At 72.0% G+C, this 13,952-nt stretch carries 13 protein-coding genes; 8 read left to right on the forward strand and 5 right to left on the reverse strand.

All coding sequences use genetic code 11. From position 1 onward, the window contains the following. The coding region (locus tag IT293_20835; GenBank protein MCC6767109.1) for an inorganic diphosphatase at positions 1–458 on the forward strand (458 nt) is incomplete at its 5' end. A 54-nt stretch (positions 459–512) separates the two neighbouring features. Here the strand turns inward: IT293_20835 and hisC are convergent. Then, a complete protein-coding gene (hisC, locus tag IT293_20840; GenBank protein MCC6767110.1) occupies positions 513–1,538 on the reverse strand; it encodes a histidinol-phosphate transaminase in 1,026 nt (341 codons plus the stop codon). 86 nt (positions 1,539–1,624) lie between these two features. Then, positions 1,625–2,083: a hypothetical protein gene (locus IT293_20845; protein MCC6767111.1), complete on the reverse strand. Its 459-nt coding sequence runs from the start codon at positions 2,081–2,083 to the stop codon at positions 1,625–1,627. Between the two features lie 202 nt (positions 2,084–2,285). On the opposite strand from IT293_20845, the gene IT293_20850 reads away from it, so the two are divergent. Together IT293_20850 and IT293_20855 are read left to right on the forward strand one after the other, a co-directional pair. Further along, positions 2,286–3,161: a formyltetrahydrofolate deformylase gene (locus IT293_20850; GenBank protein MCC6767112.1), complete on the forward strand. Its 876-nt coding sequence runs from the start codon at positions 2,286–2,288 to the stop codon at positions 3,159–3,161. Between the two features lie 10 nt (positions 3,162–3,171). Next, positions 3,172–3,492 carry a hypothetical protein gene (locus IT293_20855; protein MCC6767113.1) on the forward strand — a complete coding sequence of 107 codons (321 nt, stop codon included), beginning with the start codon at positions 3,172–3,174 and terminating at the stop codon, positions 3,490–3,492. 53 nt (positions 3,493–3,545) lie between these two features. Here IT293_20855 and IT293_20860 read toward each other — a convergent pair whose 3' ends face one another. Continuing rightward, entirely contained in the window at positions 3,546–3,857 is a 312-nt protein-coding gene (locus IT293_20860) for a hypothetical protein (GenBank protein ID MCC6767114.1), read from the reverse strand. Between the two features lie 151 nt (positions 3,858–4,008). Here IT293_20860 and IT293_20865 point away from each other — a divergent pair, with 151 nt between their 5' ends. Beyond that, entirely contained in the window at positions 4,009–5,094 is a 1,086-nt protein-coding gene (locus IT293_20865; protein ID MCC6767115.1) for a hypothetical protein, read from the forward strand. A gap of 23 nt (positions 5,095–5,117) precedes the next feature. Here IT293_20865 and IT293_20870 read toward each other — a convergent pair whose 3' ends face one another. Both IT293_20870 and hemB read right to left on the reverse strand, forming a co-directional pair. Beyond that, positions 5,118–6,497: a M48 family metalloprotease gene (locus IT293_20870; GenBank protein MCC6767116.1), complete on the reverse strand. Its 1,380-nt coding sequence runs from the start codon at positions 6,495–6,497 to the stop codon at positions 5,118–5,120. Further along, positions 6,494–7,468, reverse strand: coding sequence for a porphobilinogen synthase (gene hemB, locus IT293_20875; protein ID MCC6767117.1), 975 nt, complete (start codon positions 7,466–7,468; stop codon positions 6,494–6,496). Before hemB ends, IT293_20870 begins: the two co-directional genes overlap by 4 nt. A 155-nt stretch (positions 7,469–7,623) precedes the next feature. Here hemB and IT293_20880 point away from each other — a divergent pair, with 155 nt between their 5' ends. The 4 genes from IT293_20880 to IT293_20895 are packed head-to-tail and all read left to right on the forward strand — an operon-like array spanning position 7,624 to position 13,707. Next, positions 7,624–8,493 carry a hypothetical protein gene (locus tag IT293_20880; protein MCC6767118.1) on the forward strand — a complete coding sequence of 290 codons (870 nt, stop codon included), beginning with the start codon at positions 7,624–7,626 and terminating at the stop codon, positions 8,491–8,493. Between the two features lie 15 nt (positions 8,494–8,508). Further along, positions 8,509–10,101 (forward strand): dockerin type I repeat-containing protein, encoded by a 1,593-nt coding sequence (locus IT293_20885; protein MCC6767119.1) that lies wholly within the window; start codon positions 8,509–8,511, stop codon positions 10,099–10,101. Between the two features lie 25 nt (positions 10,102–10,126). Continuing rightward, entirely contained in the window at positions 10,127–10,990 is an 864-nt protein-coding gene (locus IT293_20890; GenBank protein ID MCC6767120.1) for a hypothetical protein, read from the forward strand. Between the two features lie 32 nt (positions 10,991–11,022). Beyond that, a complete protein-coding gene (locus tag IT293_20895) occupies positions 11,023–13,707 on the forward strand; it encodes a S8 family serine peptidase (GenBank protein MCC6767121.1) in 2,685 nt (894 codons plus the stop codon). Positions 13,708–13,952 lie beyond the last annotated feature (245 nt).

Consider the following 13,952-nt stretch of genomic DNA (forward strand, 5'->3'; position numbering starts at 1 on the left):
CGGTCGTGTGCCCGACCCTCTACGGCTTCATCCCGCGGACCTACTGCGGCGAGGCGGTCGCGGCGCACGCGATCCCCGGCGGTCCGACGGTGACGCGCGGCGACGGCGACCCGCTCGACGTCTGCGTCCTCACCGACCGCGCGATCGCCCGCGGCGAGATCGTGCTGCAAGCGCGGCCGATCGGCGGGCTCCGCATGGTCGAGGCCGGCGAAGCCGACGACAAGATCATCGCCGTGCTCCTCGGGGATCCGACCTTCGGCGAGCTCGCCGACGTGCGCCAGCTGCCGCGCGCGGTCGTGGATCGCCTCCGCCACTACTTCCTCACCTACAAGACGATCCCCGGCGACGCGCCGGCCACGATCACGGTCGACCCGGTCTACGATGCCGCCGAAGCGCGCGCGGTGATCGTCGCGGCGCGCGCCGACTACGCGCGCCGCTTCCCGCCGGCGGCGACCTGAACGCTCGCGGCCGTTCGTCACCTCGGCCGGGCGTGGGCACCGACCGCCGCGAGCTCAGCCGCCGGGCCGGACCATCGCCAGCGCCGCGAGCAGCCGGTTGGTCTCGTCCTCGGTGCCGACCGAGATGCGGAGCGCGTCCCGCAGCCGATCCGTCGCGAAATGGCGGACCAGCACGCCGCGCTCCCGGAGAAGGGCCTGCACGGGCGCCTGGTCCTCGCCGGAGCGGCGCGCGAGGACGAAGTTCGCGGCCGACGGCAACACGTCGTAGCCGAGGCCCGCGAGCCGCTCCGTGAGACACGCCCGCGTCGCCGTGATGCGCGCCACGTTCCGCTCCATCCACGCGATCTCGACGAGAGCGGCGGTGCCGGCGGCGATCGCGACCCGGCTCAGGTTGTACGAGTCCTTCACCTTGGCGATCTCGGCGAGGAGGTCGGCGTGGCCGAAGAGCAGGCCGATCCGCATCCCGGCGAGCGAGAACGACTTCGAGAAGCTCCGCAGCACGACGACGTTGTCGTGGTCGGCGAGGAGCGGGAGCGCGGTCGAGCCCGGCGGCGCGAAGTCGACATAGGCCTCGTCGACGACCACCACGCCGCCGAACCCGCGGGCGAGCTCGCCGATGGTCGTGATCGGCGTCAGGCTCCCCGAGGGCGCATTCGGGTTGCAGATCATCATCAGCCGGCCTTCCGCCGCGAAGAGCGCCGGCGGCAGCGTGAAGTCGGCCGGAAACGGGATGGTGAGCGCGCGCCCCTCCTGGATCGTGACGAGCGTGTCGTAGAGGGAGTAGGTCGGCTCGGGATAGACGACGATGTCGTCGGGCCCGACGACGGCGCGCATGAGCATCGTGAGGAGCTCGTCGGAGCCGTTCCCGGCGAGGACCTGCTCGGGACGGACGCCGTAGACACGCGCGGCCTCCTCGCGGAGCGGCTTCGCGCTCGGCTCGGGATAGAGGCGGAGATCCGCGGACACCGCGGCCCCGGCGGCCGCGACGACGGCGGGCGCGGGTGGATACGGGTTCTCGTTGGTGTTGAGCTTCACCACCCGCCCCCCTTGCGGCTGCTCGCCGGGGACGTAGCCGTGCATGCGCTCGACGATCGGACGGACGCGGCTCACGCGCCGAGACTATGCCGGAACCGCGCCGTCGTCACTCGACGGCCTCGGTCGCGCCGTCATTGGGCGGCTTTGGATCGGACGGCCTTCTTGAGCAGGATCGGCCCCGGCCGGCTCGCGGGCGCCTCGGCGTGGTCGACGAGGTAGCGGTCGGCGATCGACACCGCCTGGCGCTTGCGATCGGGCATCTCGATCAGGACGTCGACGACCTGCTCCCAGCGCCCGCGATCGGCTGTCGCGAGCTCGAAGAGATCGATCGCGAGGTCGATGTCCTTCGTCTTGAGCGCCTTGTCGCCGCGCACGACCAGCTGCTCGCTCGGGATCGGCACGTGGCCGAGCTCGCAGACCCGCACCATGTCCTGGATGCGGCCCCGATCGAGCAACTTGTCGCGAAGGAGGCTCCAGTCCGCGAGCGCCACGACGTCGGCGTTCCGGGTGAAGAGCTCGAGCGCCTGATCGAGGTAGCCGCGCGACAGGTAGCGCCGGCCGACCAGGACGTCCGCTTGCTTCGAGGGCATGGGAAGAAACCTCCTTCGCGCAGCGGGCACTGCGCACGGCAAAAGGTAGAGCGGCCCTGCCTCCCATTCAAGACGAAAGATCGCCGGGCGCGCGCGCCAACGCAGACGCCACGCGCGCGTTCGCCATCGCGTTCCCACTGGCGCCGCCGCCGCCAGCGCGTTGAATTCACGCGCCTTCTGCGATAGCGCGAAGGAACCTCGCATGCCGTCCGAAAAAAATCGTGCGATCGTCTCCGTCGTCGGTCGCGACCAGAAGGGCGTGGTTGCCCGGGTCTCCACCTACCTCGCCGGCTGCAGCATCAACATCGAGGACATCGAGCAACGGGTGATGGAGGGGCTCTTCATCATGACGATGCGGGTCGATCTGACCGACCTCGCGCCGTCCCTCGACGAGATGATCCTCGGCCTCAAGAAGATCGGCGAGGACATGCACATGGAGGTGAGCGTTCGCCTCCACAGCACGCGCGAGCCGAAGCGCGTCGCCGTGCTGGTCAGCAAGGAGCCGCACTGCCTCGAGCAGCTGATCGCCGACCGCGGCGCCAACCTCTTGAACGGCGATCTCGTCGCCGTGCTCTCCAACCACGAGGTGCTGCGGCCGATCGCGGAGCGCGCCGGGCTGCCGTTCGAATCGCTCCCGGCGACCGACAAGCCCGCCCACATGGCGTTCCTGCTCGCGAAGCTCCGCGACGCCCGCGCCGACTACGTCGTCCTCGCGCGCTACATGCAGGTGCTGACGGCCGACGTGATCCGCCAGTACCCGAGCCGCATCATCAACATCCACCCCTCGCTCCTGCCGTATTACCCGGGCGCCAACGCCTACAAGCAAGCCTACGAGGAGGGCGTGCGCGTCTCCGGCTGCACCGCGCACTTCGTGACCGAGCAGCTCGACCAGGGACCCGTCATCCTGCAGGACGTCTTCCACATCCGGGTCGGCGAGGACACGCTCGACGAGGTGAAGGAGCGCGGCCAGGCCCTCGAGGGCAAGGTGCTCTCGCAGGCGCTGCAGTTGGTCCTGAACGAGCAGCTGGTCGTCACCGACAAGAAGGTGCTCTTCCGACCCGGGCGGCTGCCCGCCTGAGGCGGGCGTGGTGACGAGCCTCCTCTTCGCGGCGGTCGTCCTCGTGACCGCCGCCGCCTGGGTCCTGCGCGGCGCGGCGCGCCGGCGCGCGCGCGCCGCGAGCCGGCGCGGTCCGGGCACGTCGCTCGCCGAGGCGATCCCGGTGTCGTCCTTCGAGACGATCGACGAGACCGTGACCGCGCGACGCTGCCACTGCGGCGCCGGCATGCACGCGGTCGGCGAGGGCGCGCGCGAGCTCGACGGTCGGCGCTTCCGCTACGCGCGCGTCGAGTGCGATGCCTGCGAGGACGAGCAGGTGCTCTACTTCGACGTGACGACAGTCTTCCACTGATGGCGCGCGGCGACGCGACGAAGGCCGCGCGCGGCCGGACGAGGACGCGCTGGTCAGGAATCCGCGCCGACGGTCGTGCGCAGCCGCTCGCCGACGCGCGCCGCGATCGCGCCGACGCCGTTCGCCACGTCGACGAGCGCGGCGTACGCGAGCGCCGTCATGCTGACCGCCGCGAACGCGAGCGTCGACGGCAGCGCGGGGTGGATGCCGAACGGCAGCGACGGCACGCGGCGCGAGTAGACGAGCCGCAGACGCGGCCGCTCGCGGGAGGAGCCGACGGCGCAGCGCTGTCTCCTCCCGCGGCGAACGGCCGGCATGTGGTCGATCGTCGGACGCAGGCGGCTCGGGTCGTCGAAGCGCGGCATCGCGGATCTTGGCCAGCAAGGGCGGTGCCACCGGGCGGCGGCGCCGACCACGCACCCGCGCGGTAGAAATCCTCGGGATCCGCCGCGCGGGAGCGCCACGAATGTGACGCTTCGTTTGCGGATCGACGACGGAGTCGCAAGGATCACGACGATGCGGATCGCCGAGGGCCGTCTCTTCGCCTTGTTCTCGTTCGACGTCGGCTACGAGATCGATCTGGCGCGACTGCGCGCGGAGACTCCCGCGGGCGGAGCGACGAACGACCCTCGCAAGGAGGCGGCGCCGCCGCGCGTGCAGTACCCCTCGCCCGCCGTCGCGCTCGCGCTCGGCCCGCGCGAGGTCCCACTCGCCGGCCGCCGCGTCGGCGCCGAGGTGACGCTCCGCGCGCACGAGTTCGGCGCCGCCACGGTGGTGTTGGCGCTGCCGTTCGAGGGCGTCGACTGCGCCGTGGTGCCGACGCTCATGGCGAACCTGACGACCGCCAACGCGCTCGAGACGACCGCCCGCGCCGTGCTCGACGACGCGCTCCCCGCGTTGGCGGCGGCGATCACGCGCCCGGCCGCCGGCGGATTCGATCTCGTCGAAGACTACTATGTGGTCCAGGTGTCACGCTTCGATCCCGACGCCGACGCCCCGGCGCTCCTCGGGACGCACCGCGACCTCCTCGCGCGCATCGTGCACTGCGAGCCCCAACCGCTCTCGCCGAGCGAGACCGACGAGGTGCTGCGCACGGCGGTGACGTATCGCCCGCGCGATCTCGTCGTCACGGACTGGAACGTCGCACTCGTGTTCGACGAGGAATGGGAAGACGCGCTCGATGTGCTGGAGCTCTTGAACGTGCAGCTCCTCGAGCTGCGCTTCCTCGACGCGATGCTCGACCGCCGGATCGGCGCGCTCTGGGAGCACGTGAGCCGGCCGCGCCGGCTCTTCTCCTTCCGCCGCGAGGTGGTGCGGGTCCGCGAGCTGTCGGAGCTCCGCCTCGACACCGCGACGCTCCGCGAGCGGCTCGTGAACGCGGTCAAGCTCGTCGGCGACCTCTACCTCACCAAGATCTACGCGCGCACCGCCGAGCGCCTGCATCTGGACGAGTGGCAACGCAGCATCGACGGCAAGCTCGAGCTCGTGCAGAAGATCGCCGACGTCCTCTCGGGCCGGGCCGCGACCGCACGCGCCGAGATCCTCGAGCTCACGATCATCCTGCTGATCGCATTCGAGATCGTGCTGTTCTTCGTGCGCTGACGCACGGGGCCGGCCGCGGCCTCTCAGCGTCCCGTGCCGACGCGGTCGATCCGTTGGACCGCGGCACGCAGCTCGGCGCGCTCGGGGCCGTCCTCCGGCGTCGACTCGAGCGCCTTCTCGTAGGCGCTCCGCGCCCGCGCGAGATCGGCGCGGAGCTCGAAGGCTCGCCCGAGGTGCGTCCATTGCCCGCGGGCGTCGCTGCTCCTGCCCGCGCACTCGCCGAGGCCGTACTCGGCCTCGTCGAGCTCCGGATCGAGCGCGAGCGCGTGCGCGAAGAGCGCGGCCGCGCGTTTCGCCTCGCCGCCCGCGAGCGCGAGTTTCCCGAGCTCGAGCTGGAGCGCGGCGTCGTCGGGCGCGAGCCTGAGGGCCGCCTCGAAGCTCCGCGCCGCGTCGTCGGCGCGGCCGAGCCGCGCCTGCGCGCGTCCGAGGTCGCCGAGGGCGCCCGGCATCTTCGCCGCCGCGGCGCGCGCGAGCAGCGGCTCCGCCTCGTCGGGACGCGACGGGTCGACGTAGAGGAGCGCGAGCCCGAGCCGGTGCGCCGCGGCCGGGTCGTTCGGCGCCGCGGCCACGGCCGCCCGCTGGGCGGCCAGCACGTCGCCCGCGGGGTCCGTGAGCGCGCGGATGGTCGCCTGCGCGGCCGCGAGCCGGAGCTCTCCGTCGGGACGCGGCGCCGGGCGCGGAAGCGACCCCACGCGCTGCTCGAGGGCGGCGACCCGGTCCTCGGTGAGGGGATGCGACAGGAAGTACGGCGGCACGCGGGCCGGGTTCAGGCGTTGCTCGCGCAGCACGCGCCGCAGGAAGGTGGGCATCCCGGCGGGATCGAAACCCGCCGGGGCCATGAGCTCGAGGCCGATCGTGTCGGCCTCCTGCTCGAACTCGCGCTGATACTTGAGCTCGGCGGCGGTCCCGGCGGCGAGCGCGCCGGCCCCGAGCGCCGGATGCACGATCGCGAGGAACAAGCCGAGCAGCGTCCCGTAGCTGATGAGCGCGGTCTTCTCCTGCTGGCGGACCGCATGGTGCGAGCCGACGTGAACGATCTCGTGCGCCAGGACGCCCGCGAGCTCGCCTTCGCTCGCGACGCCGAGCACGAGGCCGCTGTGCACGTAGACGTACCCCCCTGGCACCGCGAACGCGTTCAGGCTCGCGTCGCGCACGACGTAGAAGCGGTACGGAAACCGCTCCGTGTCGAGACGGGCGACGAGCCGGGTGCCGATGTCGCGCAGATACCCCGTGACGGCGGGAACGCGCAGGAGCGGCAGCTGAACGCGCGCCTCGAGCGCGAAGCGGGCGCCGAGCTCGCGCTCCTCCGCGAGGCCGATCGCGGAAGCGCGCACGGGCGCGAGCGCGACCACGACCGCGAGCAGCACCACGCCGCCGCGCGCGCCGCGCCGCCGCGGGGTCATCGGCCGAGACGGCGCGCCAGGGTCTTCGCGAAATAGGTGAGCACGATGCCGGCGCCCGCGCGCACGATCGCCGTGTGCGACTCCAGCATGGCGCGCTCCTCGTCGAGCATCCCGGCGGCGGCCGCCGCCTTGATCATCGCGTACTCGCCGCTCACCGCGTATGCCGCGACCGGCACGTCGACCGCGGCGCGCACGCGCTGGATCACGTCGAGGTAGGGAAGCGCGGGCTTCACCATCACGATGTCGGCGCCCTCTTCGACGTCGAGCAGCACCTCGCGGAGCGCCTCCCGGCCGTTGGCGGGGTCCATCTGATACCCGCGCCGATCGCCGAACTGCGGCGTGGATTGCGCCGCGTCGCGAAACGGCCCGTAGAACGCCGAGGCGTACTTGGCCGCGTAGGCCATGATGCCGAGGTCGGAGAACCCGGCGGCGTCGAGCGCGAACCGGATGGCCCCGACGCGACCGTCCATCATGTCGGACGGCGCCACGAGATCGGCGCCGGCGCGGGCATGGGCGAGGGCCTCCCTCGCCAGCAGCTCGAGCGTCGGGTCGTTCTGGACGGTGCCGTTCTCGACGACCCCGCAATGGCCGTGATCGGTGTACTCGCAGAGACACACGTCGGTGATGACGAGGAGATCCGGGACGGCGTGCTTGATCGCGGCGACGGCACGGGGCACCGGGCCACCATCCGACCACGCCTCCGAGCCGTAGGCGTCCTTGTGCTCCGGGACACCGAAGAGGATCACCGCCGGAATGCCGAGATCGACGACCTCGCGGCACTCCTCGACGACGCGGTCCACGGAGAGCTGCGCCACCCCCGGCATCGACGCGATCGGCCGCTCCACGTTGGCGCCGGGCACGACGAAGAGCGGCAGGACCAGTCCGTCCACGCTCGGACGGGACTCCGCCACCAGGCGGCGAAGCGTCGCGCTGCACCGCAGCCGACGTGCGCGATGCGTGGGGAATCCCATTGCTGGTCGCGACGATAGGAGATGGGGAGCACATTGACAATCGCCGTTCTCGATTGCTACCCAACACCCTGGGTCCCATGAACATGCGCGGCACGTTCCCCCGACCGCCTCGTGCGCGGCCGCGTCATGATCGCCAACGTCTCCTGGAGGTTCGAATGTCGTCATCCACATGGAAATTCCTCGCCGCGATCGTCGCGTGTTCCGTCCTCTCCGCCGGGAGCGCCTCGGCGCAGACCTGCGGCGACGCCGACGGGAGCGGCACCGTCACCGTGACCGACGGCGTGCAGACCCTGCGCGCGGCCGCCGGTCTCGGCACCACGTGCACCGCCGCCGCCTGCGACGTCGACGGCAGCGGCTCCATCACGGTCACCGACGGCGTGAACGTGCTCCGCAAGGCGGCGGGCATCCCCATCACCGAAGCGTGTCCGGGTACGAACCTGGGCACCCAGGTCGAGAGTTTGCTGGGCACCGCGCTGGCGAGATTCGGATTTCTCACCAAGGGCGGCGCGGCCGCCGGAGCGCGGGCGGCCTTCGAGCAGCCTTGCGACAACGACGGCGGCTTCCTGGTCATCGATGACCAGACGGGGGCGATCAGCTACGACAATTGCGAGCTCGGGGGGATTCGGCTCGACGGCTTCCTCGCGACCAACTCCGGCGGGATGGAGTTCGGGATCACGTTCACCGATCTGGCAACGGGTGATTTCGAGACCATGTCGGGAAACGTCTCCGATCGCGTGGTCGGCGGGACCTACGTCACCTCGGGTTTCTTCAGCTACGATTCGTCGAGCTTCGGAGCGTTCGACATCGGCTTCGACGAGCTGACCGTCGATTCGAGCAGCGGGAACTTCGTCGGGGGATCCCTCGTGTTCTCCGTCGACGACGGGGCGCTGGAGGACGTCGAGACCATCCGGCTGAACTTCAACCCGACCAATGTCGCGCTCGTCGAAGTGACGCTCAGCGACGACTCGGTGGTGCCGTTCAACTACGACCTCGTGAGCGGAGAACTCACGCCGTTCGTGAACTAGGGACGCGATACGGTCATGCGGCGGCGAGGAACGGGGAGCATCGGACTCCGGGCGCTCGTCGCCGCCGCATTGGCCGCATCCCCGGCGATCGCCGCCATCTGCGGCGATGCGAACGGGGACGGCCAGGTCACGGTGAGCGACGGCGTGCAGGCGCTGCGCGCCGCAGCCGGGCTGAGCAGCAGTTGCGATCAGAATTGCGACGTCGACGGCAGCGGCGCGGTCACCGTGAGCGACGGGGTCAACATCCTCCGGAAGGCCGCCGGCCTCGCCATCACCGAGCAATGTCCCGATGTGGCGGGAACGCTGATCGGCCACACGATCGACATCTTCGGCCCCCTCACCAAGAGCGGCGCGACGGCGGCCGCCGCCCCCTGCGACAACCCGGAGGGTAGCGTCCAGCAGACGGCCGGCGGCATCGTCTACGACGATTGCGACTTCGGCGACGTCAACTTCAGCGGCTTTCTCGGCAGAAGCGACAACCAGCTGGTCTTCGACGCTCTGACGATCCGTCGCCGCGGCGACGTGGTGTCGTTCGCGGGATCGCTATTCGTCGGCCAGATCGACGGCGACGCGGCGCTCTCGGGCGTGCTCGACGGCGACTCGCAGCTGCTCGGATCGTACGTCGTGACCTTCCAGCAGGCCGTCATCGACGAGCAGGGCGGCACACTCGACGGCGAGCTGGTGTTCGACACGACCGGCGCGAACCTCCCCCGCGTCGTCGAGGTCCGAGTGACGCTCGCAGGCGGCACGGCGCTCCCGGTGGTGGTGCGCTTCGACGACGACACCACGGCCGACTTCACCTACGACCCCACGACCGACGTGCTGATGCCGGCCGACACGCCAGCTCCGCCCGCGGCGCGCGTCCGCCTATCGAACATCGACGACCGCATCACGGCGTTCCTGAACGGAGCGCAGGTGCTGCAGGCGCAGGCGAGCGGGCCGAACGCCACCGCCGACACCGGGTTCCAGCCGGTCGCCGGCCTGCGCTGCGGCGACAACGTCTTCGAGTTCCGCGTCGAGAACACCGTTCCCGGCAGCGGCTACACCTTCCGTACCCAGCTCGAGGTCGGGAGCATGACGATCGTGGATCGGACGTGCGGACAGGTCGGCGTCCAGAACTGCGACGGTAACGACCAGACCCAAGGCGAGGTCGTCCGCGACGTCACCTTCGTCTGCGTGCCCTGCGGTCCGTGCATGGCCGGCGCCGGAACGTGCGCCGTGCCGCTCGTGATTCCGCCGACGGGACGCATCCAGATCCACGGCCGGGTCGCGGGAACCAACCGGCTCGGCGGCCCGTGCGGTGGCGGGGGCGGCCCCGAATCGGTCTTCGTGTTTACGCCGCAGACGACCGGGTGCTACGAATTCAACAGCTGCGGCACCGCGTTCGACTCGCAGCTCTCGCTCGGCGACGGGTTCTGCGGGACCAACGGACCGATCCAGGAGAACTGCCTCGACGGCAATCAGTCGTGCGTCGCGGGCGGTGCCCACGAATCGACCTTCGGCTTCTTCTCGGCGGGTCAGCCCATCACTTTGCTGCTGGACAGCGAGGGTTCCCAGGGCGGAAGCTACGTGTTCGACGTACGGCCTTCGGGCCAGTGCATCCTATGATCCGCGGCAGGGTGGACGAGACACGATGAACGAGCGCTTGCTGGCATGCATTCTCGGGGTCCTCGTCGCCGTACCCGCGGCGGCGCAGACCTGCGGCGACGCGACCGACGACGGCACGGTCACCGTGACCGACGGCGTGCAGGCGCTGCGCGCCGCGGCCGGCCTCTCGAGCACCTGCGAGGACGGCTGCGACGTCGACGGCAGCGGGGGCATCACGGTCAGCGACGGTGTGAACGTCCTGCGCAAGGCCGCCGGCATCGCCGTCAACGAAGCGTGTGAGTTCACGGCCCAGGAAGCGAACGGCGTGGTGGATCCTTCGCTGTCCGTCTTCGGCGCCATGACCAAAGTGCCCGGCGTCGGCGGCAACGCGCTCGCCGCCGCGGGCGAGTGCGACAACGCCGAAGGCTCCATCGAGACGGTGGCGTTCGGCAACTCGAGCGCCGCGACGTTCACCAACTGCCGGCTCGGCGGCGCGGTCGTCGACGGCACCATCGGCCGCGCCGTGCTCGCGCAGGGCGTCGTCCTCGGGTTCGACGGCTTCCAGGTGAGACGCGTGAAGACCGGAGAGACGCATACGATCGACGGCCAGCTCGGCGTGAGCGACGTCCCGGGCGTCGGCAAGCGGATCGCGGGCACGTTGAACGCCGACTCATCGGCGCGCGGCAGCTTCACGATCCTGTTCCAGCGCATCCTGCTCGCCGGCGACGGCTCCGTGCGCCAGGGCTCATTGGTCTACGATCTCTCGAAGACGACCGGCGGCAAGATCGCCCGCGTCCAGATCGACTTCTCCGACGCCGACCTGCCACCGGCGGTCGTCACGTTGCGCACCCAAAAGGTCAAACAGTTCCTGCTCGACCGCAACGCCGGCTTGTTGATTCCCGCCGTCTGATCCGCCGAGGCGGCGCGCGCGCGGCGCTGCTGGTGCTGGTGCTGGTGCTGGCGTCGTCCGGCAGCGGCAGCGCCGCCGCGCTCTGCGGCGACGCCGATGGCGACGACGCCGTCTCGGTCAGCGACGGCGTCCGCCTCCTGCGCGCGGCGGCCGGCCTCGAAGGATGCGCCGCCGCGTGCGACCTCGACGCGGACGGCGAGGTCACCGTCACCGACGCCGTCCTCGTGCTCCGGCGCGCCGCCGAGCTGCCGATCGGCGCGGCCTGCGGCGGCGGCACCATCGCGGGACGCCTGCTCCTGCCGCCGGTGGTCGAGACGACACGGGCGGAGCACGAGCCGAACGACGGGCCGGGCACCGCCGACGTCGCGGGCTGGATCGCGCCCGGCGACGTTCGCCGGCTCACCGGAGAGATCGGAGCGGATGATCCGTTCGACGGCTGGACCTTCCTCGCCGCGGGCGGCCTCGAGCTCGACCTCGACCTGAGCTTCTCGGACGGCGCCGACGTCGACCTCGATCTCCTGCTCGACGCCGGACGCGGCGGCAGCGCGACGTGCGAGCGCGCGTTGCCGGGCCGCGAGCACTGTCGGGTCGCGGTCGGGAGCGAGGAGCCCGCCTCCTTCGACCTCGTCGTCGCGCCCGCCACCGGCTCGCGACCGTCCTCCTACGCGCTCGACGTCCGTGCCGTCCGCGCGCGCGCCGACGTCCCCGGCGTGACGGCCCTCCGCGCAGCGGGGGCGCCGATCGAGATCGAGCCCGACGTGTACCGCGGCGACACGGCGCCGATCGTGACGGGCGAGGTCGTCATCCAGCTGGCTCCCGAACCGGCGGGAACCGCGGCCGGCGCGGCTGCGACCGCGCGCGTGCTCGCCCTCGCCGACGGTGCGGCCATCGGCGAGCCGATGCGCCCTTCCCTCGCGGCGCCCGACGGCACGGTCCGCGTGACGTTGCCGACGCTGCGCGCCCGCGCGGCCGCACGCGGCCGCGGAGCCGCGACCGCGCGCGCGGCAAAACGCGAGCGGGCCGCCGCCCGCGCACGTACCCGCGCCGCCGCCGCCGCGCTCGCGGCCGAGCCCGGCGTGCTCGTCGCCGAGCCCGATCGCCTGGCGCGCGCGGCCCGCGTCCCCCGCGACCCGCTCTACCCGCGGCAGTGGCACTACCCCGCGATCGGCCTGCCGCGCGCCTGGGACGTGACCATCGGCAGCGCGGGCACCGTGGTGGCGGTCGTCGATACGGGTATTCGCAGCGACCACCCCGATCTCGCGGGTCGGCTCGTGCCCGGCTTCGATTTCATCAGCAACCCCGAACGGGCCAACGACGGCGACGGCCTCGATCCCGACCCCTTCGATCCCGGCGACCGGCCGGATCACTCCGACGGCGGCACGTTCCACGGAACCCACGTCGCCGGCACCATCGCCGCCGCGACCGACGGCACACGCGGCGTCGCGGGCGCCACCTGGCGGACGTCGATCATGCCGCTGCGCGTGCTCGGCATCGGCGGCGGCTCGCTCTTCGACGTCGCCCAGGCGGTCCGCTTCGCCGCCGGGCTCCCGAACGCATCCGGCGCGGTGCCGCCGGTGCCGGCGCGCGTGATCAACCTGAGCCTCACGACGTCCAACGACGACCCGGTGCTGCGCGACGCCGTCGACGCGGCGACCGCAGCCGGTGCGCTCGTCGTCGCCGCCGCCGGCAACACGGGCCGGGAAGGCGCGCTCGCGCCGGCGTCGTACCCGAACGTCCTGAGCATCGCGGCAACCGACCGGCTCGGCGCGCCGGCGCGCTACTCGAGCTTCGGGGCCGGCGTCGACCTCGCGGCCCCCGGCGGCGACACGCGCCGCGACCGCGACGCCGACGGCTTCGTCGACGGCATCCTGAGCACACGCCTGCCGGGAATCGAGGACTACGGGCTCCTGCAAGGCACGTCGATGGCGAGCGCGCACCTGAGCGGCGTCGCGGCGCTGCTCCTCGGCGTGCCCGGGGGCGCGTCGGCGGAGCGCCTGCGCGACATCCTGCTCGCGACCGCCGACGATCGCGGCGCGCCGGGCCGCGACGATCACTACGGCGCCGGCATCGTCGACGCGGCGAGGGCGGTGCGCGCCCTCGCCGGTCTGCCGCCTCCCGCCGACCCGGTCCTCGCCCTCGCCGCGCCGGCGGTCCGAATCGCCGCCGACGAGAGCGTGCTGCGCGTGCCGCTCACGAACCAGGGGGGCGGCGCGATCGCGCTCGCACCCCCCGGCGTCGCGACCGACGACGGCGGACGCTGGCTCGGCGCCGCGATCGAGGACACGACGCTCCGCCTCGAGATCGACCGCGACGCGCTCCCGGGCGGCACCTACACGGGACGCGTCGCGCTCGCCTCGAACGGCGGCGCGGACTCCCTCGCCGTCCTCGCCGAGGTCGAGGGGGCGCCGCCCGCGGACGTCGGCCCGGTCACGGTGCTCCTCCGCGACGCGGCGACCCGAGCGATCGTCGCCACGACCACCGCCACGGTCGCGGACGCTTACCGCTATCGATTCGACCGGCTCGCGCCCGGACGGTACGAGATCCTCGCCACGACCGATCGCGACGGCGACGGCGCACTCTGCGACCTGGGGGAATCGTGCGGCGCCTATCCGGGTCGCAACGCGCCCGACGTCGTCGCGATCACGGACGGCCGCATCGCCGGCGCCCGCGATTTCGCTCTGCAACTGGTGGTCGGCACGGCGGAAAACGCGCCGTGAGACGATCCGTTCACGCGCCGACACTGGCTTGACCACGATTCGAGGCATCTGTTAATTCGACAGCCCAACGCGCTCGGAAGCGAGCGCCTCAGGGTCGCAGCGGCCGCGCTGGCCGGCACTGTACACGGAGGAGGGACGATCACGATGAAACGCACGCTCAAGTCTGGACTCACGATCGGGATGCTGGTGGCAGCGCTCGCCATGACCGGCGGCTGTGGCGACAACGACAACAGCGACAACGGCAA

The organism is Deltaproteobacteria bacterium (assembly GCA_020848745.1).
Taxonomy (GTDB): Bacteria; Desulfobacterota; Binatia; order UTPRO1; family UTPRO1; genus UTPRO1.

Coding starts and splice junctions, on each gene's coding strand:
- IT293_20890 (MCC6767120.1), top strand. CDS start 10,127: ATGAACGAGCGCTTGCTGGCATGCATTCTCGGGGTCCTCGTCGCCGTA.
- hemB (MCC6767117.1), bottom strand. CDS start 7,468: ATGGGATTCCCCACGCATCGCGCACGTCGGCTGCGGTGCAGCGCGACG.
- IT293_20860 (MCC6767114.1), bottom strand. CDS start 3,857: ATGCCGCGCTTCGACGACCCGAGCCGCCTGCGTCCGACGATCGACCAC.
- hisC (MCC6767110.1), bottom strand. CDS start 1,538: ATGCACGGCTACGTCCCCGGCGAGCAGCCGCAAGGGGGGCGGGTGGTG.
- IT293_20880 (MCC6767118.1), top strand. CDS start 7,624: ATGTCGTCATCCACATGGAAATTCCTCGCCGCGATCGTCGCGTGTTCC.
- IT293_20885 (MCC6767119.1), top strand. CDS start 8,509: ATGCGGCGGCGAGGAACGGGGAGCATCGGACTCCGGGCGCTCGTCGCC.
- IT293_20850 (MCC6767112.1), top strand. CDS start 2,286: ATGCCGTCCGAAAAAAATCGTGCGATCGTCTCCGTCGTCGGTCGCGAC.
- IT293_20870 (MCC6767116.1), bottom strand. CDS start 6,497: ATGACCCCGCGGCGGCGCGGCGCGCGCGGCGGCGTGGTGCTGCTCGCG.
- IT293_20865 (MCC6767115.1), top strand. CDS start 4,009: ATGCGGATCGCCGAGGGCCGTCTCTTCGCCTTGTTCTCGTTCGACGTC.
- IT293_20845 (MCC6767111.1), bottom strand. CDS start 2,083: ATGCCCTCGAAGCAAGCGGACGTCCTGGTCGGCCGGCGCTACCTGTCG.